Origin of the sequence: Pantoea sp. B_9 (genome assembly GCF_008632015.1) — a bacterium.
Lineage (GTDB): Bacteria > Pseudomonadota > Gammaproteobacteria > Enterobacterales > Enterobacteriaceae > Pantoea > Pantoea dispersa.
Map to the genome: position 1 here is coordinate 584021 of NZ_VWVL01000003.1, position 17822 is coordinate 601842.

The window sequence follows — 17822 nt, forward strand, 5'->3', positions numbered from 1 at the left end:
TTCGCTTAATAATGCGCACAGCTTACGCAGCGCTAAAATAATCATTACGTTAGTGATTTTGTAACTAAAAATATCATTTCAGCCATTGCCGCCACGCTTTAATAAAACGCGACTGCTTATTTTTTGACGTGACAAATATCACATCTCTGCCAGGCTTAATTTACTCGTTCCACTGTACAAGGAGATAGGTATGACTTCATTTACTAACAAAACGCTGATTACCCAGGAATATCCAAAGCCGCCATTCAAAAAGCAGCATCAGCCCATTCCGGGATTAGCCAGTAAGATGGAACCCCGTCCCGATCACGGTGAAACCAGCTATCGCGGCACTGGCCGTTTAACCGGGCGCAAGGCGCTGATTACCGGTGGCGACTCCGGTATTGGTCGCGCGGTAGCCATTGCGTATGCCCGTGAAGGGGCAGACGTGGCGATCAACTACCTGCCGGAAGAGGAGCAGGACGCCGCTGAAGTGGTGCAATTAATCGAAGCGGAAGGCCGTAAAGCGGTGGCGATTCCGGGTGATATTCGCTCAGAATCTTTTTGCCAGCAGCTGGTAAAAGAGGCAGCAGAAAAACTCGACGGTCTGGATATTCTGGTGAATAACGCCGGTCGCCAGCAATTTAATGAGTCTATCCGTACGCTCTCAACGGAAGATTTTGACGCCACCTTTAAGACCAATGTTTATGCGATGTTCTGGATCACCAAAGCGGCACTGGAATATCTGCCTGCCGGATCATCCATAATTAATACCTCGTCGGTTCAGGCATATGAACCGAGCGCCATTCTGCTGGATTATGCGCAAACCAAAGCCGCAATCGCCGCCTTTACAAAAGCGCTGGCGAAGCAGCTGGGCGAGCAGCAAATTCGCGTCAATGCCGTCGCACCAGGACCGTACTGGACCGCGCTGCAAGTGTGCGGCGGTCAGCCGCAGGAAAAAATCGAGCAGTTTGGTGCCAGCGCGCCACTGGGGCGCCCCGGCCAGCCAGCTGAAATCGCGCCGCTGTATGTGACCTTTGCGGAGACCACCAACAGCTTCACCTCAGGCCAGGTATGGTGCTCTGATGGCGGTACCGGCACCCTCTGACATACGGGTGCTCATCCGGATTACGTGGCTGCCGCGGGCGGCCACGTTGCCGTTTCTGCTGACAGGGAAGATCCATGAATAATCAAACGCTGCAGTCGCCGATGCGCGATCAGGGCTTTGCCCGTCTCGGCGACTACGCGGCCATCGGTGAAGGCCGGTCGGTGGCGCTGATCGCGCCCGACGGCGCCATTGACTGGTGGTGCGCACCCAACCTCGACTCAGCCCCGCTGTTTGACCGCCTGCTCGACCCGGAGATTGGCGGTTTTTTCCAGATTGAACCTGACATCCCTTACCGCATTGAGCGCGCTTATCGCGCCGACAGTAACGTGCTGGAAACCCGCTTTTTTACCGATGACGGCAGCGTGCTGCTGACCGAATCGCTGAACAGCACGCTGGCTGGCCGTCTGCCGTGGAGTGAACTGGCGCGGCGCGTGGAAGGCGTAGATGGCGAAGTGACCCTGCGCCTGACGCTGCGCTTTGGCACCGTTGCCGAAACCCGCTCGCCGTGGCAGGACAGCACCGAACAGGGCGACGTGTACCACATCGGCGATCTGATGGCGATGCTGCGCACCAGCGAGGACTGGCAGATCGAACAGCGTGACGATGAGCAAATCAGCGCTACGCTGCAAACGGCTGCGGACAGTCGCTCGCTGGTGGCGTTGCTGGTCACCGAGCGCGAACCGCTGGCGGTGCCGCCGCTGGAGGCGATCGATACCCGGATTGAAACCAGCCATACCGCCTGGTGCGACTGGACCCGCAGCCTGAGCTATCAGGGGCGCTTTGCTGAGCACGTGCGCCGCTCGGCGCTGTCGCTGAAATTTTTATGGTATTCCCCCACCGGTGCGCTGGCGGCGGCAGCCACTACCTCGCTGCCGGAAGGCATTGGCGGGGAAAAGAATTATGACTACCGCTATGCATGGGTACGCGATGCCTGTCTGATTATCAAAGCCTTTGTTTTTCTCGGTGCGCTGGAAGATTGTAAAGCGGCGTTCTCCTGGCTGTCGAAAACCATTATCCGCCACGGTACCGCGCTGCGCACCTGCTACACGCTGGAGGGCAACGAAGTGCCTGCCGAACGCTTTGTGCCGCTGCGTGGCTATCACCATTCTCAGCCGGTACGCGTGGGTAACAACGCGCGCGACCAGCTGCAGCTCAGTATGTATGGCGACATGCTTGCCACCGCCGAGCTGTTTATTCGCGCCGGGCACGTGCTGGACTTAGCCACCTCGCGCATGCTGGGTGCGCTGGCTAATCACTGTGCCGATTTATGGCGTCAGAAAGACAGCGGCATCTGGGAGCTGCCCGAGCAGCAGCACTATACCCATTCAAAGATGGCCTGCTGGCTGGCGCTGGATCGTGCCGTGGCGCTGGCCGAAGCGCGCCACATTGAACCCACGTGGCTGAAACGCTGGCAGCGCGAGCGCGACCGCATCAGCAGCTGGATTGAAGCGCACTGCTGGAATGAAGAGAAACAGGCGTATGAATTTTATCCCGACAGCAACGGCCGGCTGGATGCCGCGCTGGCGCTGGTGCATGCCTACGGCAGCCGGGTTAACCCGACACGCATGCGCGCCACCTACCTGGCCATTGAGCAGGAACTGGGTCACGGTAGCGCCATGCTGTATCGCTACAGCGGCACGGAACAGGAAGAGAGCACTTTTATCGCCTGCTCGTTCTGGCTGGTGGAAGCCTGGGCGGCGCTGGGAGAATGCACGCGCGCCGAGAACGCCATGCAGCAGATTCTCGGCAAACTGTGCCAGCGCGGCAACGTGGAAACTTTCAACGAAATGTTTGATGTGCGCAGTGACGAATGGCGCGGCAATATGCCGCAGGGCCTCAGTCATCTGGCGTTGATTTGCGCCGCACAGGCGTTGACCGATCATGGCTGAAATGCCCCGCCGGCTGGCGGGGCATGATGTTAACGCGAAGGCTGTGGCGCACGAAACACCAGCAGGATACCCGCCAGAATCGCCGCCATGCCCAGCAGGCTCAGCCACGGCAGTCGGTTACCCAGCAGCAGATAGTCGAGCAGCGCGGTAATCACCGGCACCAGATAAAACAGGCTGGTGACGTTAACGATACTGCCCGCGCTCAGTAAGCGATACAGCAGCAGCTGGGCCACCACGGAGATCATCACGCCGAGGAACAGCGCGGCCAGCCAGAAATGCAGCGTGAAGCTGACATGAAACGGTTTAACCGGCAGCAACAGCAGGCACAGCAGTAAACTCACGCCGTACTGCAGCGGCATTACCTGCGCCGGATGCTGCGTCACCCGCTGCTGCATGATGGCACCGAAGGTCATGCACAGCAGCGCGGCCAGCGCAAACAGCACGCCGCTGAGCGGCAGCTGCGACGCCGCCAGACTGCGCCACACCAGCAGTATCAGCCCCGCCAGCGCGACCGTTAAGCCCAGCAATCGCCTGCCCGGCAGACGCCGCTCCACCAGGCACAGCGTCAGAATTGGCTGGATGCCCATGATGGTGGCGATCAGCCCTGGCGTCACGCCCTCCGCCATCGCCTGGAAATAACACAGCGAATAAGCGCCGATCAACACCAGGCCGGTCAGCATTACGCGCGGGCGCGTACCGGGCTGCGGCAGCCAGCGGCGGCGAAACAGTCCCACCAGCAACAGCGCAACCAGCGCGATGCTAAAACGCACCACCAGCAGTGCCAGCGGTGAGGCATTATCCAGCCCGAGACGCGAGAAAATGGCTGCGCTGCCCCACAGCAGCACAAAGCCTGACGTCGCTGCCTGCGAAGTCAGCGAAGAAGAAGAACGCATAGCATTGCTCCTGAAACAAACGTTGTTAGCGCGCTCGCTTAGCGAGGCGCAGGAAGTTCGATACTTAGCGAATCACAACGCGTGCCGGAGGTGGCGGGCAGCAAGGCGCATACAGGCGAAAGTCAGATGACGATGCGGAATCAGCAGAGAGTGTCATAAACGCGCCTGTAGCATGGGGTTGAGGCCAAACGTTAACAGATTGTTTACACCCTGTCATCCATTTAGCCGTTGCGGAAACACCTCACGCAGCCAGTCGATCAGTACCCGCAGGCGCTGGGTGAGATGGCGGCTTTGCGGATAAACCACGTGGAACGGATAGTCGGACGGACGCCAGTCGGCGAGGATCTCCACCAGCCGTCCGGCCTGCAAATCCGCGGCCGCAGCGTAACGGAACGTCTGAATGATGCCCAGACCCGCCACCGCCGCGGCAAGGTGCGCGTTGCTCTCATTGACGCCAACGCGGTGCGCGGTCTTGACCTCGATTCGCTCTTCGCCGTGGCGGAAGCGCAGCGGAAAGGCGCGCCCGCTCTGCGGCGACAGATAGCTGATGATGCGGTGGCCGTTGTTCAGCTCCTGCGGATACGCCGGAATGCCATAGGTCCGCAGATAGCCGGGCGTGGCACAGGTGATCATTTGCGCATTGCCTAAGTGCCGTGCCACCAGTGACGAATCGCTCAGCGGGCCGCCGCGCACTACGCAGTCCACGTTATCACTGATGAGATCCACGGTGCGATCGGACACGCCAAGGTCCAGGGTGATGTCGGGAAACCTGGCGACAAAATCGGGCAGCGCCGGCAGCAGCACATCACGCGCCGTTGAGCCGCCGATATCCATACGCAGCTGACCGTGCGGTTTCGTCGTGACGCTATTGAACGCACAATCGATATCTTCCAGATCGCGCACGATGCGCAGCGCCCGCTCGTAGTAATCGCGCCCTTCTGCCGTCACCGTGACCCGGCGCGTGGTGCGCAGCAACAGGCGTACGCCGAGATGCGCTTCCAGCTCCTGCACCAGCTTACTCAGGGTAGCGTTAGGCATATCCAGTGAATTGGCGGCCCGGGTAAAGTTGCCTGCCTCAACCACGCGGGCGAACGCCCGGATTGCCAGCAATTGATCCATGGTCGCCCCTTACCTGATTATCCATCCAGAGAAATAGTCCTTTCGATTTTACACCATTTATCCGTAAAAGCGGCAGCGCTACAGTGCACTTCAACGACGGCAAGGCCGTCACCACCTAACCTGATCAACTGTGGAGTACATACTATGAACCTGATTCTGCAAGACAAAATCGCTTTAGTGACCGGCGGCACCTCCGGTATTGGCCTCGCCACCGCCCAGGAACTGGCGGCACAGGGCGCACGCGTGTTTATCACCGGTCGTCGTCAGGCTGAGCTGGATGCGGCCGTCGCCAGCATCGGCGCCACCGCCACCGGCATTCGCGCTGATGCGGCACAGTTAAGCGATCTCGACGCCGTCTATGCGCAGATTGCGCGCCAGGCCGGCCGGCTGGATATTCTGTTTGCCAACGCCGGTGGCGGCGACATGCTGCCGCTGGGGGCCATCACAGAAGAACATTTTGATCGTATCTTCAGCACCAACGTCCGCGGCGTGCTGTTCACCGTGCAGAAAGCGCTGCCGCTGCTGAGCGATAAGGCGTCGGTGATTCTCACCGGCTCCACCGCCGCGATTCAGGGTACGCCGGGCTTCAGCGTCTACAGCGCCAGTAAAGCGGCGGTGCGTAACTTTGCCCGCTCGTGGGCGCTGGATGTGAAAGACCGCGGCATCCGCATTAACGTGGTGAGCCCCGGCCCGGTGCAGACGCCAGGCTTAGGCGGACTGGTGCCGGAAGATCAGCGCCAGGGGCTGTTCGATGCGCTGGCCGCACAGGTGCCGCTCGGTCGTCTGGGTGAGCCAGGAGATATTGGCAAGGTGGTGGCGTTTCTCGCCTCCGACGCCGCCAGCTTTATTAATGCAGCCGAGCTGTTTGTCGATGGCGGTATGGCGCAGGTGTAAGCGGGTGTTGTACCGGTGCGCCGCCTGGCGCACCGGCTTTCTGCCTGAAGCATGGCTGCGGTTACCGCAGCGAATGCTCACCTGCTACCGCAGCCGGCTCGCCTGCGGTGAGCTGCTGCTCCAGCTGCTCCAGCGATATGCCTTTGGTCTCCGGCACGCGACGCAGCACAAAGACAAAGCCCGCCGCACAAATCACGCCATACAGCATAAAGCTGCCCGCTGCACCGAGTCCGGCATTGAGGATGGGAAAGGTGTAGGTCAGTACAAAACAGGCAATCCACAGCGCCAGCGTGGCGACCGACATCGCCAGACCGCGAATCCGGTTGGGGAAAATTTCCGCCAGCAGCACCCAGGTGACCGGCGCCAGCGTCAGCGCATAAACCGCAATCGCCGCCAGTACCAGAATCAGCACCGGCCAGCCGGTGATGCCCAGCGTGTAGGCACCGGCAATCAGTGCATAACACAGCGTCAGTCCTCCGGCGCCGATCAGCATCAGTTTGCGGCGGCCGAGTCGGTCCACCAGCGGCAGTGCCAGCACTGTTGCCAGCAAATTGATCAGGCCGGTGGCCACGATCGACTTCAGCGTACCGTTGATATCGAAACCAGCCGAAGCAAAAATCTCCTGCGCATAGTTGAAAATCACGTTGATACCGCACCACTGCTGGAAAATCGCCAGCACGATGCCGGTGATGACAATCGGCAGCGTGCGCGGAGCCAGCAGCGAACCGGCGCGGGCGCGCGTTTGCTGGCGATCCTGTTCCAGCGCGCGGGCAATCTCGCGCTGCGTCTGCTGCGCATAAGCAGGCGAACCAATTTTATTCAGCATCGCCAGCGCGCGCTGCGGCTGGCCCGCCAGCATCAGCCAGCGCGGTGATTCCGGCACCCACATCATCAGCAGCAGAAACGCCAGCGACGGCACGGCGGCCGAGGCGAACATCCAGCGCCAGCCAACCTGACCGTTCCAGGTTTCACGCAGCGCCGCATGGGTTGATGCGCCGACGACCGGATCAGCAATCATCAGGTTGATCAGCTGCGCCGCCAGCACGCCAATAACGATTGTCAGCTGGTTAACCGCGACAAACTTGCCGCGCTTGTCTGCCGGGCTGATCTCCGCGATGTACATCGGGCTGAGCGCCGAGGCGATACCAATGCCGACGCCGCCGAGAATGCGCCACCAGACAAACAGCGTAAAGCTGCTGGCCAGCGCGGTGCCGATCGCCGACACCACAAACAGCAGTGCGGCGACAATCAGCGGCAGCCGTCGCCCCAGCTTGTCCGCTGACCAGCCGGACACCAGCGCGCCAAACACGCAGCCCACCAGCGCCGAACTCATCGCCCAGCCGGATGCCGCCGGATCGGTGACGTTGAACCAGGCCTCATAGAAGGGTTTGGCCCCGCCAATCACCACCCAGTCATAGCCAAACAGCAAACCGCCGCAGGCTGCCACCAGACAGATGCTCCACACGTAACGCATATTCAGATGTTTATGATTGTTCACGGCCACTCTCCGCACCAGGGTCAAAGTGCGGCTATCTCACCACCGATACCGCAGGGTGAAAGTTCAGGCCCTCACAGATTTTAGTAACAGGAGTTTAGTAAACTACGCCGTACCGGGATCGGCCTCGACATAGAGATAACCGATGCCGAGGACCTGACGCGCGCGGTCAAGCTGGCCGAAATGCACGTTGGTGGCTTTGCTTTTCAGCGCATCGCGCGGATCGAAGGGATTGAAATCAATCTGGTGCACAATGGTCTGCAGCCAGCTCTCACCAAAAGTACAGCTGCGACCGTACAGCCAGATTTGATTGATATTCAGCGTATTAAGGAAATTGTACAGACTCATGCCGATGGCTTCCGCGCTGCGCTGCGCCCACTCGACAATCCACGGCTCGCCGGCCTGCCAGGCGGCCAGCAGCTGACGGCTGGTGGGCTGCACCGCCTGCGGCGCGCGCTGATGCGCCAGCCGCTTAAGCGTGCTGAGCGAGGCGACCGTCTCCAGGCAGCCCTGCCGTCCGCAGTTACAGCGCTCCCCGTGCGGATCAACAATGGTGTGGCCAATCTGCCCGCTGCCGTACAGGTTGCCGCGAAAGATCTCGCCGTTGATGACAAATGATGAGCCGATGCCGTAATCGACATTGATGACGCAGAATTCGGCCAGCGCATTGCGGTTCAGCCACTTTTCCGCCAGCGCCAGCATCACGCAGTCGTTATCGACGCGGACGTCAACCGCCAGCTTCTCCTCCAGCAGAAACTTCAGCTGCAGCGGGCTGCGCCACGCCGCCTGGGGCATATGCTGCGAGACGCCGGTTACCGGATCGACCTGCCCGTGCACCGCCAGCGCCAGATTAATCTGCCGCTTCGGCCAGCGTTTACAGGTCGCGCGCCACACCGTTTCAATCTCCGCCAGCAGCTGCTCTGGCGTCTGCGCGTTGATGCTGATTTGCTGATAGTCGCCCTGCGCCACCAGCTGCGCATCCGCCAGCTGCAGCTCAATGCTGGTCGGCTTGACGCACAGGCACAGCGTCCACGCGCCTTGCGCTGGCAGCTGAAAACTGCCGTTACTGTTGCCGCGCGTGCTCAGCGTGGCGCTGGAGTGCTGCACGTGGCCCTGCTCCAGCAGCTCCTGCAAAATCTTGCTGGCTGCCGGTATGGTCAGGCCGCTGAGCTGCGCCAGCTGCGATTTGCTCAGACGTTTATGACGCCACATCAGCTGCATAAACAGCGCTTTGTTGTGCTTACGCACCTGGAAATTATTCAGTCCGACGGTTTTCACGCGGCCTCCTTTCGCTTCATCCGCGCTCATCTTACTAAACAGTGTTTACTGACTTCTGTGATGGTTGCGCCATCCTGCGCGCCTGCCGTGCTTTAGAGTCCCTGCTCATAACAACCCGTTCGGGCTATCCCGGTAAAAAACGTTCTGATAATGCCGGGCGAACGCTTTATCTGGCTGTGCTAACACCAACCCTACTGAGAAAACATAATGACAACATCACCTGCAACCCATGCGTGGCTGATCCGCCTCGGCATTCCGCCCGCGCTGGCCTGGGGCTATCTGGCAGTCCTGCTGTTTATGATTGGCGACGGCGTCGAGTCCAACTACCTCGCGCCCTATCTGCACGAAAACGGCTTTTCCCTGAATATCGCTGCCTGGGTAATTGCCTTTTACGGCGTCACCGTCACGCTGGGCTCATGGCTGGCCGGTTCGCTGTCAACGCTGATTGGCCCGCGTAAAGTGATGCTGGCGGGCGGCCTGATCTGGATTGTGTTTGAAGTGCTGTTCCTGGCCGTGGCGCTGCCGTCGCACAGCGTGCTGCTGCTGGCACTAACCTATGGCCTGCGCGGCGTGGCTTATCCGATGTTTGCCTACGCCTTTCTGGTGTGGATTCAGTCGGCGGCCCCGGCGGAGATGCGCGGCTCCGCCACCGGCTGGTTCTGGCTGGCATTTACCGGCGGGCTGCCGACGCTCGGTTCGCTGGTAGCGATCTTCTCTATCCGCCTGGTGGGCGAATACGCCACCTTCTGGCTGTCGCTGGGTCTGGTGGCGATCGGTTTGCTGGTGATGCTGCTGGCGCTGAAAGAGCGCAGCGGTTATCAGTCGCTGCTGGATGCCGAACATCGTCAGCAGGGCACGCTGCGCACGCTGATGGGCGGCATCGATATTCTGTGGCGTGAGCCGCGCATCGCTGCCGCGGCAGTGGTGCGCATCATCAACACCACGCCCTATTTCGGCTTCTTTATTTTTCTGCCGGGCTTTTTCACCGAACAGATTGGCTTTTCCCAGACCGAATACCTCAGCCTGATCACCATCATGGGACTGGTGGGTATGAGCTTTAATCCGATCGTCGGCAAGCTGAGCGACCGCATCGGCTGGCGCAAAGTGCTGACGGTGTTCGGCGGCCTGGGTTCCGGCGTCTCGATGCTGCTGATGTACTTTGTGCCGCAGTGGAGTCACGGCAGCTTTGTGCTCAGCGTGATCTGCGCCTGCCTGTACGGCATCACGCTGTGCGGCTACGTGCCCGCCGCCGCGCTGTTCTCCTCGCTGTGCCAGCCGAAGGATAAAGGTAACGCCATGGCGATTTACTGCTTCGCCGCCGGCTTGTCCACTTTCTTTGGACCGGCGCTGTACGGCGCAATCAATGCGCTGCTCGGCACACTCGGGGTGGTTTGGGGCTACGCCTTCCTGTATCTGGTGAGTGCGTTTATCTCGTGGCGTTATCTGCTCAGTCCGCTCGATCCGGGCGAGCAGCACAACCCGGCGGCGCAGCGCCTGCGCCGGTTAGATTCCATCGCATCGGAGTAAACGGAGCGTTATGAAAGAGTACGATTACATTGTGGTGGGCGGCGGGAGCGCGGGCTGTATCGTTGCCGCGCGCCTGGTCAGCGAAGGAAATGCGCGCGTGTTGCTGCTGGAGGCCGGGCGCGACGAATACCATCCGGTGCTGAAAATGCCCGCCGGCTATATGAAGTTTCTCGCCAGCGACCGGTTTCTGACGATGCATCAAACCGAAGCGCAGCCGCAGCTCAACGGACGCGGCGTGATCGTGCCGCAGGCCAAAGTGCTGGGCGGCGGTTCGACTGTCAACGCCATGGTCTACATGCGCGGCCATAAACAGGATTACGCCGACTGGAACCAGGCGCTGGGCGATCAGGGCATCGACTGGTCGTGGGAGGCGCTGCTGCCGCACTTTACCGCCATCGAAGATAACGATCACCTCGGCGCACCGAATCACGGCGTTGGCGGCCCGATGAAAGTGTCGCATCTCGGCCACTTCAGCCCGCTGAGCCGCGCCTATGTCAAAACCCTGCAGGGGCTGGGTATTCCCTACACGGCGGATTTTAACAGCGGCAATCCGTCTGGCGTCGGCTTCATGCAGCACACCATCGACGGTCAGACGCGGCAGCGCTGCAGCGTGGTCGATGCGTTTATCAACCCGCTGCGCCATGACGCACGGCTGACGCTGGTCACTGGTGCACAGGTTGAAGAGGTGCTGTTTGACGGCACCTGTGCCAGCGGCGTGCGCTATCGTCAGGATGGCCAGCCGCAACAGGCGCGCGCCAGCCGCGAAGTGATTCTGGCTGCCGGTGCCTACCAGACGCCAAAACTGCTGATGCTCTCTGGCATCGGTCCGCAGGAGCAGCTGAAACAGCACGGCATAGCCGTGCGCCATGCCTTGCCGGGCGTGGGTAAAAACCTGCAGGACCATTACGAAGTGCCGGTGGTTGCCAGCACGCGCGGTGCGTTTGGCTACTACGGTCAGGATCGCGGCTGGCCGATGGTCAAAGCCGGACTGCAATATCTGTTGTTCAAAAGCGGCCCGGTGACCACCACCGGCGTGGAAACCTGCGCCTTTTTCGATCCGCTCGATTTCACGGCAACGCCCACCATTCAGATGTTCTGCGTGCCGACGGTCTATCTCGATCGCGATGTAATGGGTGCCGATCCCGGTGACGGTGTCACGGTGAATTCCCTGCTGCTGCGCCCTAAAGCCACCGGTGAAGTCACGCTGCGCGATAACAACGCCAGCAGCCTGCCGGTGATCGATACGCAGATTTTCGGCCATCCGGACGATTTAGCCCGCACCCTCGCCGGCTTTCGCTTTGCGCGTCAGGTGCTGGCCGCCGCGCCCATCCGCGAGATGGTCAATCAGGAGATCTTCCCTGGTGCGGAAGTCACCAGTGATGACGCGATAAGCGCCCATTGCCGGCGCATGGTGAAAACCGGCTATCACCCGGTCGGCACCTGCCGCATGGGACACGATGACGATCCGCTGGCGGTGCTGCACGACGACCTGCGCGTGCGCGGCGTACAGCGGCTGCGCGTGGTGGATGCCTCGATGATGCCGAATATTATCAGTGGCAACACCAATGCGGTGGTGATGGCCGTGGCGCATCGCGCTGCGGAGCTGGTTCTGCAGTCGCAGATTGTTGAGCACAAGGAGGCCGTGTATGAGTGACAAACTGGCGCGCCTGCAACAGGCGCTGGCGCACTGGCAGCTGGATGCGGTATTGCTGACGCGTCGCGATAACATCGCCTGGCTGACCGACGGGGCCAGCTATTATGTGGTAGAGCGTGCCGAGACCGGCGTTGCCAGCCTGCTGATTGGCCGCGACAGCGTGCTGCTGCTGGCACCGGACAATGAGCTACCGCGCATTCTGGCCGAAGAGCCGCTGCCGTTCAGCTGTGCGACCCGGCACTATCCGTGGTACAAGTCGCTGAGCAGCGTGCTGCCGGCGGGCAATATCGGCAGCGATACGCCCATGGCAGGATTGAGCGATATCCAGCCGCAGATGATCACGCTGCGCCAGGGGCTGAGCGCAGCGGAACAGCAGCGCTTTCGCACGCTGGGACAGGAGACGGCGCAGGTTGTCGAAACGGTGGCGCGCCAGCTGCGCGCGGGCGTTAGCGAATGGCAGGTCGAAGCCGACATTGCCGCCGGCTGTCTGGCGCGCGGCATTCGCCCGATGTGCACGCTGGTGGCCGCCGATGAGCGCATCGCCGCATTTAAACATCCGGTGCCGACGCACAAAACGCTGCAGCGCATGATGCTGATCACCCTCGGTGCCGAACGGCACGGTTTGCATGTCAGCCTGACGCGCCTGGTGCATCTCGGCGAACCCGACCCGGCGCTGCGCCAGCGCATTTTGACGCTGGCGGAGATCCACGCCGATATGCTGTATGCCACTCAGGCGCAGCGCAGCTGGTCAGCGGTTTTTGCCGACATCACTCAGGCTTATCAACGCCACGGTCACGCTGAGGCGTGGCGCGATCATCATCAGGGCGGTCCGGCCGGTTACGGCTGCCGCGACTGGATTATCACCCCGGAGAGTCGAGGCGAGGTGCAGCCCGACATCGCCGTGGCGTGGAACCCGACGCTGAGCGGCGTGAAAAGCGAAGACACTTTTTTGCTCAGCCGCAGCGGACTGTCGCCGCTCACGCGCAGCGACAGCTGGCCGCTGATTCGCCTGCAGCGCGGTGATAATACCTTAGAGCTGGCCGACTGGCTGATTCTCCCGACATCCTCATAAGGAAGCGACTATGTCCCCACGTTTAGCCAATAAAACCGCCATCATTACCGGTGCCGGCAGCGGCATCGGCAGCGCCATCGCCACCCTGTTTGCACGCGAAGGCGCCCGCCTGGCGCTGTTCGATCGCGACGCACACAGCAGCGAAGCGCTGGCGGCGCAGCTGCAGCAGCAGTCCGGCCAGCGCTGTCTGGCCTGCGCAGCCGATGTCACGCAGCCGCAGCAGGTTAGCCGCGCGGTACAGCAGGCGCAGCAGGCGCTGGGGGATATTGATATCCTGATCAACTGCGCTGGCGTAAACGTTTTTCGCGATCCGCTGACGCTGGACGAGGATGACTGGCAGCGCTGCATGGACACCAATCTGAAAGGACCTTACAACCTGATACGCAGCGTCCTGCCGGCGATGCTGGCCCGTCAGTACGGCAACATCGTTAACGTTGCCTCGGTGCACGGGCACAAAATCATTCCAGGCGCGTTCCCTTATCCGGTGGCTAAACACGGGCTGATCGGCCTGACGCGATCCCTGGGCGTGGAGTACGCCGCGCAGGGCATCCGCGTAAACAGTATTTCGCCCGGTTTGATCATGACGCCAGCCGCTGAAGCCTGGCTGGCGAGCTGTCCGGATCCGCAGGCCGAGCGCGCGCATCAGGCGGCGCTGTTACCGTGTAAACGCATTGGCGAGCCGGATGAAGTGGCCTACACCGCGCTGTTTCTCGCCAGCGACGAGGCGCGTTTTATCAATGCCACCGATATCCTGATCGACGGCGGCCGCAGCCAGATGTATCACGAGTAAAGCGGAAGCACGGGTTACGGATGCACGCGCCGGCAATGATCGGCACCGGCCGCCACCGGATGGGCGGCGATATCAGCGCGGTCGGCGCGGATTGTCGCAGTATCGACGTCAAAGCGCTTGTCGCGGTCAGCCAGCAGCGCCGGATTGAGCTGGCCGTCGGCGGTAAAGCCCATCATCAGCGTCGGCGCGCCCAGCGGCAGCGTTTTATCGCGGTCGGTATGCCAGGTGTGCCAGGTTTTTCCGTAGGTGTTGACGATTTTGCTCATCAGCGCGTGCTCCGCGGCCGGCGGCAGGCCGGGCGCAATCAGCGTACCGGATTTCACTTCATAGCGATGGCTGTGCCAGTACTGCTTTTCCTGCGCCGGCAGCTGCTTAAATAAACGTTCGCTGATGATATATTCCACGCCCATTAATTTGGCGTCTTTTTTGTTACCGTCAAAAATAACCGCCTGCATCACATCATCATTAAGAATGGTGACGTAGTGATGGGCCTCCATCTGCCCCTGCTGATTTCCGCAGTAATAATGAAAACCATCCAGATACGTATTGATCGCCTCAATCGGCGGCCGCGACTGCAACGCCGCCGCCCCGCTCTCCAGCAGCGCGGTTTTCCCCGCTTCCGGCGCACCAGGTGCCGTAACCGGCGAGGCGCTGTTATTCGCGCCACAGCCGGATAATAACAATAACGCCAGCGCGCTAAATACACGGTTTCGCATTTCATCACCCCATTCTTATATTGAGTGATAAACATAGTTAATCAGCGTCAGGACGCGAGCGCAGCGGGAAACATATCAGGCGGCGGATTAAAACCGCCACGCGGTAAATAACCAACCATTCAGCTGGCCGCCGATTCAGTGATAAATGTGTCGGCCACTGTTAGCAAAGTGACAGGCTGTGAGGCGAAGCTGGAGGGTGGGTGAATAAGTTTCGTGAGTGAACAGACGATTCCGCTATCATGAGTGAACGCTCATAAAACAAGGCTGCACCGATGAGAGAGTTACCGCCTACCGCCATGCTGCGCGCGTTTGAAGTGGCGACGCGCCATCCGACCTTTACCGCCGCCGCTGAAGAGCTGTTTATCACCCAAAGCGCCGTCAGCCATCAGCTCAAAAACCTGGAAGAGATCTGGGGCGTGCAGCTCTTTCAGCGCGGCAAAACGCTGAGTCTGACGCCGGCCGGCGCGGCGCTGGCACCGATTGTGCGCGAGTTTTTCAGTAATCTGGAAACCACCTTAGCCGACTTACGCGAGCAGAAAGGCCGCGTGCGGCTGCGCGTGAATACCACCTACTCGTTTGCGCTGAAGTGGCTGTTGCCACGCCTGCCGGGCCTGACGCGCCAGCACCCGGAAATTCTGGTAACGCTGGAAAGCACCGATGATGCCATCACCTTCTCGCGCCAGGATTCTGATGTGGCGATCCGCTTTGGCCATGGCAATTATCCGGCGCTGCACAGCGAATTTATGTTTCGTGAACAGCTGTTTCCGGTTGCCAGTCCGGCGCTGCTGCAGCGCTTTGGCACGCCACAGGAACCGGCAGAACTGCTGCGCTACCCGCTGTTGATGCGTGATGGCGCCGATCTGGTGCCAAAGTGGGAAATCTGGTTCAAACAGGTCGGCCTGACGCTGGATGCCTTACAGGAGAGCGTACGTTTTGCCGATACCAATATGACGCTGGAAGCCGCGCTGCTGGGGCAAGGCGTGGCGCTGGCGCGCAGCGGTCACGTTGAAAAAGAGCTGCGCGACGGCAGCCTGGTGCGGCTGTTCAGCGTCGCGTTTTCCTCGCCCGCCGCCTACTATTTTGTCTGTCCGCAGGGCATCGAAAGCCAGCCGCACATCGTTGATTTTCGTCGCTGGCTGCTCGCCGAATCACGTCAGGCGCAGCAGGATTATCAGTGAAGCATGAGCATTTACTCATAGCGTAATGATAAATCTTCGCTTTCCAATCCATTTGCGGCTGCATAGCATCAGCCTATGCCTGATTACATTATTGTCTTAACGCTGTGCGCCGCGCTGCTGCACGCCAGCTGGAACACCTTACTGCGCGGCGGGTCCGATCGCCTGTGGTCCATGACCATTATGTGCGTGGCGATCGCGCTGGTGTGTGCGCTCAGTACGCTGTTTCTGCCGCTGCCGGCGCGCGCCAGCTGGAAATATGCGCTGCTGTCGGCGCTGCTGCACGTCGGCTATAACCTGTGCCTGGTGCGCAGCTACCAGAGCGGCGATCTCGGCCAGACCTATCCGATTGCGCGCGGATCGTCGCCGCTGCTGGTGACCTGCGCCGCCGCGCTGTTTGCCGGCGAGCACATCGCCTTTACTACGCTGTGCGGCATCGTGCTGGTGTCCGCTGGCATTGTGTCGCTGGCGCTGCGCGGCGGCAAACTGGCGCTGCCGGGCCTGCGCTACACGCTGGCGACCGGTGCCTTTATCGCCGCGTACAGCGTGGTGGACGGCATGGGCGTGCGCGTTGCCGGCAATGCATTTGCGTATACCGCGTGGATGTGCAGCTTGTGGGGCATATTAATGCCGGCGGTCTACATCGCGCTGCGCGACAGCAAAAGCCTGCTGCAGTGGCGACCGGGCGTGCTGAGCGCCGCGGCGGGTGGCCTGGTTTCGCTGCTTGCCTACGGCATCATCATTTACGCCATGACGGCAGCGCCGATGGGCGCGGTGTCGGCGCTGCGTGAAACCAGCGTGCTGTTTGCCGCCGTGCTGGGCGCGCTGTTTCTCGGTGAAGCATTAACGGTAAGAAAAATGCTGGCGTGTGCGGTGATTGCACTCGGCACGCTGATGATCGGTTAAGCGATGAGGAGATGGCAGCATGTCTGAACGTTGTAAAATCGCCCTGCTGGGCCCCGGTGCAATTGGTACCACCGTCGCGGCGGTACTGCATGAAGCCGGGCGCACCCCGCTGCTGTGCGGCCGCACGGCCCATGCCCAGTTAACGCTGCGCCACGATGCGGGCGAAATCAGCGTGCCTGGTCCGGTATTGCATGATGCCTCGCAGGTTACTCAACGCTGCGATTTGCTGTTCGTGGCGGTTAAAACCACCCAGGTCGCGGACAGCGCCGCGTGGCTGGCCACCCTGTGTGATGAAAAAACCGTGGTGTGCGCGCTGCAAAATGGCGTCGAGCAGCAGAGCCAGCTGGCGCCTTATGTCAACGGCGCCACGGTATTACCTTCGGTGGTGTGGTTCCCGGCGCAGCGCGAGCCGGATGCGTCAGTCTGGCTGCGCGCCCAGCCTCGCCTGACCTTGCCGGATGTGCCGCAGGCCGCGCGCGTGGTGGATGCGCTGCGTGACACGCGCTGCGAGGTGGCACTGGCCGCGGATTTTCTCTCCATCGCCTGGCGCAAGCTGTTACAAAATGCCGCCGCCGGTTTGATGGTGCTGGCCAACCGTCGCGCCGGCATGTTTAGCCGCGGCGATATCACGCAGCTGGGATTAGCCTATTTACAGGAGTGCCTGACGGTGGCGCGCGCGGCCGGTGCGGTGCTGGACGACAGCGTGCCGCAGGAAATTATCGATGGCTTTCACCGCGCGCCGCCCGATCTGAGCACCTCGATCCTCGCCGATCGCCAGGCCAACCGCCCGCTGGAGTGGGATACCCGCAATGGTGTGGTACAGCGCTATGGGCGTCAGCATGCTATTGCTACGCCGATTAGCGATGTCGTGGTGCCGCTGCTGGCAGCGGGCAGCGAAGGGCCGGGCTGATAAAATAGGTTGCCTGTCGCGTGTGGAAAAACAGCTATGCTGCGAATTGTTTATACAACGGCCAGGTTTTGATCGCGGCGCAATGTGTTGCGCGATAAATAGGATGCGATGTTTAGCTGATTTAAACCATCGCCTTCCCGGCATAATCACGATGACGGCAACGGGACGCACTTATGACAGATTACGTTTTTTATCGCAAACAACAGGTTATCGCCACGCTGGAACGATCGGATTCGGAACGTGCCCGGCTGTTGATGGCGGACGGTTACAGCAAGATGGATGAAGAAATTAATGCAGCCAGCGCGCAGGCGGCGCTGCGGCGGCTGGCTGATATTCGCCATGAGGAGCACATGACCGAACACGCTTTTGCCACCGGTTCGGTATTCAGCGCGGTGGTCAGCGCCCTGTTCAGACACTGAC

Annotated in this window: 16 protein-coding genes; 11 read left to right on the top strand and 5 right to left on the bottom strand. The window is 60.8% G+C overall.

Features of this window, described 5'->3' with window-relative positions:
- Positions 1-190 precede the first annotated feature (190 nt).
- Together F3I21_RS12915 and F3I21_RS12920 are read left to right on the top strand one after the other, a co-directional pair.
- A complete protein-coding gene (locus F3I21_RS12915; protein WP_150059083.1) occupies positions 191-1084 on the top strand; it encodes an SDR family oxidoreductase in 894 nt (297 codons plus the stop codon).
- Between the two features lie 74 nt (positions 1085-1158).
- Entirely contained in the window at positions 1159-2973 is a 1815-nt protein-coding gene (locus tag F3I21_RS12920; protein WP_150059084.1) for a glycoside hydrolase family 15 protein, read from the top strand.
- 29 nt (positions 2974-3002) lie between these two features.
- Here the strand turns inward: F3I21_RS12920 and F3I21_RS12925 are convergent, their stop codons facing one another.
- Together F3I21_RS12925 and F3I21_RS12930 are read right to left on the bottom strand one after the other, a co-directional pair.
- On the bottom strand, positions 3003-3866 hold the full coding sequence (locus F3I21_RS12925; protein WP_150059085.1) for a DMT family transporter: 864 nt from the start codon (positions 3864-3866) through the stop codon (positions 3003-3005).
- 213 nt (positions 3867-4079) lie between these two features.
- Positions 4080-4985, bottom strand: coding sequence for a LysR family transcriptional regulator (locus tag F3I21_RS12930; RefSeq protein WP_141496065.1), 906 nt, complete (start codon positions 4983-4985; stop codon positions 4080-4082).
- Positions 4986-5129: 144 nt separating this feature from the next.
- On the opposite strand from F3I21_RS12930, the gene F3I21_RS12935 reads away from it, so the two are divergent.
- Complete coding sequence (locus F3I21_RS12935) at positions 5130-5879, top strand: SDR family oxidoreductase (RefSeq protein ID WP_150059086.1); 750 nt, start codon at positions 5130-5132, stop codon at positions 5877-5879.
- Between the two features lie 61 nt (positions 5880-5940).
- Here the strand turns inward: F3I21_RS12935 and F3I21_RS12940 are convergent, their stop codons facing one another.
- Together F3I21_RS12940 and F3I21_RS12945 are read right to left on the bottom strand one after the other, a co-directional pair.
- Complete coding sequence (locus F3I21_RS12940) at positions 5941-7377, bottom strand: sugar porter family MFS transporter (protein WP_141496067.1); 1437 nt, start codon at positions 7375-7377, stop codon at positions 5941-5943.
- Between the two features lie 102 nt (positions 7378-7479).
- On the bottom strand, positions 7480-8652 hold the full coding sequence (locus F3I21_RS12945) for an ROK family protein (protein ID WP_141496068.1): 1173 nt from the start codon (positions 8650-8652) through the stop codon (positions 7480-7482).
- Between the two features lie 207 nt (positions 8653-8859).
- Here F3I21_RS12945 and F3I21_RS12950 point away from each other — a divergent pair, with 207 nt between their 5' ends.
- From F3I21_RS12950 to F3I21_RS12965, 4 genes are read left to right on the top strand one after another with little or no spacing between them, the layout of a single operon-like run.
- Complete coding sequence (locus F3I21_RS12950; protein ID WP_141496069.1) at positions 8860-10179, top strand: MFS transporter; 1320 nt, start codon at positions 8860-8862, stop codon at positions 10177-10179.
- Between the two features lie 10 nt (positions 10180-10189).
- Positions 10190-11833 carry a GMC family oxidoreductase gene (locus tag F3I21_RS12955; protein ID WP_150059087.1) on the top strand — a complete coding sequence of 548 codons (1644 nt, stop codon included), beginning with the start codon at positions 10190-10192 and terminating at the stop codon, positions 11831-11833.
- Positions 11826-12905 (top strand): Xaa-Pro peptidase family protein, encoded by a 1080-nt coding sequence (locus F3I21_RS12960; protein WP_141496071.1) that lies wholly within the window; start codon positions 11826-11828, stop codon positions 12903-12905. The genes F3I21_RS12955 and F3I21_RS12960 overlap by 8 nt, the downstream gene beginning before the upstream one ends.
- A 10-nt stretch (positions 12906-12915) precedes the next feature.
- A complete protein-coding gene (locus F3I21_RS12965; RefSeq protein ID WP_141496072.1) occupies positions 12916-13695 on the top strand; it encodes an SDR family oxidoreductase in 780 nt (259 codons plus the stop codon).
- Between the two features lie 14 nt (positions 13696-13709).
- Here the strand turns inward: F3I21_RS12965 and F3I21_RS12970 are convergent, their stop codons facing one another.
- Positions 13710-14411 (bottom strand): OBAP family protein, encoded by a 702-nt coding sequence (locus F3I21_RS12970; RefSeq protein ID WP_136548303.1) that lies wholly within the window; start codon positions 14409-14411, stop codon positions 13710-13712.
- A gap of 272 nt (positions 14412-14683) precedes the next feature.
- On the opposite strand from F3I21_RS12970, the gene gcvA reads away from it, so the two are divergent.
- The 4 genes from gcvA (at position 14684) to F3I21_RS12990 (ending at position 17821) form a co-directional block, all read left to right on the top strand.
- Complete coding sequence (gene gcvA / locus F3I21_RS12975; protein ID WP_141496073.1) at positions 14684-15589, top strand: transcriptional regulator GcvA; 906 nt, start codon at positions 14684-14686, stop codon at positions 15587-15589.
- Between the two features lie 75 nt (positions 15590-15664).
- Positions 15665-16492: a DMT family transporter gene (locus F3I21_RS12980; RefSeq protein ID WP_104093550.1), complete on the top strand. Its 828-nt coding sequence runs from the start codon at positions 15665-15667 to the stop codon at positions 16490-16492.
- A gap of 19 nt (positions 16493-16511) precedes the next feature.
- On the top strand, positions 16512-17402 hold the full coding sequence (locus F3I21_RS12985; protein WP_150059088.1) for an oxidoreductase: 891 nt from the start codon (positions 16512-16514) through the stop codon (positions 17400-17402).
- A 173-nt stretch (positions 17403-17575) separates the two neighbouring features.
- A complete protein-coding gene (locus tag F3I21_RS12990) occupies positions 17576-17821 on the top strand; it encodes a hypothetical protein (protein WP_058775103.1) in 246 nt (81 codons plus the stop codon).
- The last annotated feature ends 1 nt before the right edge of the window (position 17822 follow it).

Excerpts from the sequence above, each read along its gene's own strand:
- F3I21_RS12935 (WP_150059086.1), top strand. The coding sequence starts at position 5,130 with ATGAACCTGATTCTGCAAGACAAAATCGCTTTAGTGACCGGCGGCACC.
- F3I21_RS12970 (WP_136548303.1), bottom strand. The coding sequence starts at position 14,411 with ATGCGAAACCGTGTATTTAGCGCGCTGGCGTTATTGTTATTATCCGGC.
- F3I21_RS12915 (WP_150059083.1), top strand. The coding sequence starts at position 191 with ATGACTTCATTTACTAACAAAACGCTGATTACCCAGGAATATCCAAAG.
- F3I21_RS12925 (WP_150059085.1), bottom strand. The coding sequence starts at position 3,866 with ATGCGTTCTTCTTCTTCGCTGACTTCGCAGGCAGCGACGTCAGGCTTT.
- F3I21_RS12985 (WP_150059088.1), top strand. The coding sequence starts at position 16,512 with ATGTCTGAACGTTGTAAAATCGCCCTGCTGGGCCCCGGTGCAATTGGT.
- F3I21_RS12920 (WP_150059084.1), top strand. The coding sequence starts at position 1,159 with ATGAATAATCAAACGCTGCAGTCGCCGATGCGCGATCAGGGCTTTGCC.
- F3I21_RS12990 (WP_058775103.1), top strand. The coding sequence starts at position 17,576 with ATGACAGATTACGTTTTTTATCGCAAACAACAGGTTATCGCCACGCTG.
- gcvA (WP_141496073.1), top strand. The coding sequence starts at position 14,684 with ATGAGAGAGTTACCGCCTACCGCCATGCTGCGCGCGTTTGAAGTGGCG.
- F3I21_RS12930 (WP_141496065.1), bottom strand. The coding sequence starts at position 4,985 with ATGGATCAATTGCTGGCAATCCGGGCGTTCGCCCGCGTGGTTGAGGCA.
- F3I21_RS12965 (WP_141496072.1), top strand. The coding sequence starts at position 12,916 with ATGTCCCCACGTTTAGCCAATAAAACCGCCATCATTACCGGTGCCGGC.
- F3I21_RS12955 (WP_150059087.1), top strand. The coding sequence starts at position 10,190 with ATGAAAGAGTACGATTACATTGTGGTGGGCGGCGGGAGCGCGGGCTGT.
- F3I21_RS12980 (WP_104093550.1), top strand. The coding sequence starts at position 15,665 with ATGCCTGATTACATTATTGTCTTAACGCTGTGCGCCGCGCTGCTGCAC.
- F3I21_RS12950 (WP_141496069.1), top strand. The coding sequence starts at position 8,860 with ATGACAACATCACCTGCAACCCATGCGTGGCTGATCCGCCTCGGCATT.
- F3I21_RS12960 (WP_141496071.1), top strand. The coding sequence starts at position 11,826 with ATGAGTGACAAACTGGCGCGCCTGCAACAGGCGCTGGCGCACTGGCAG.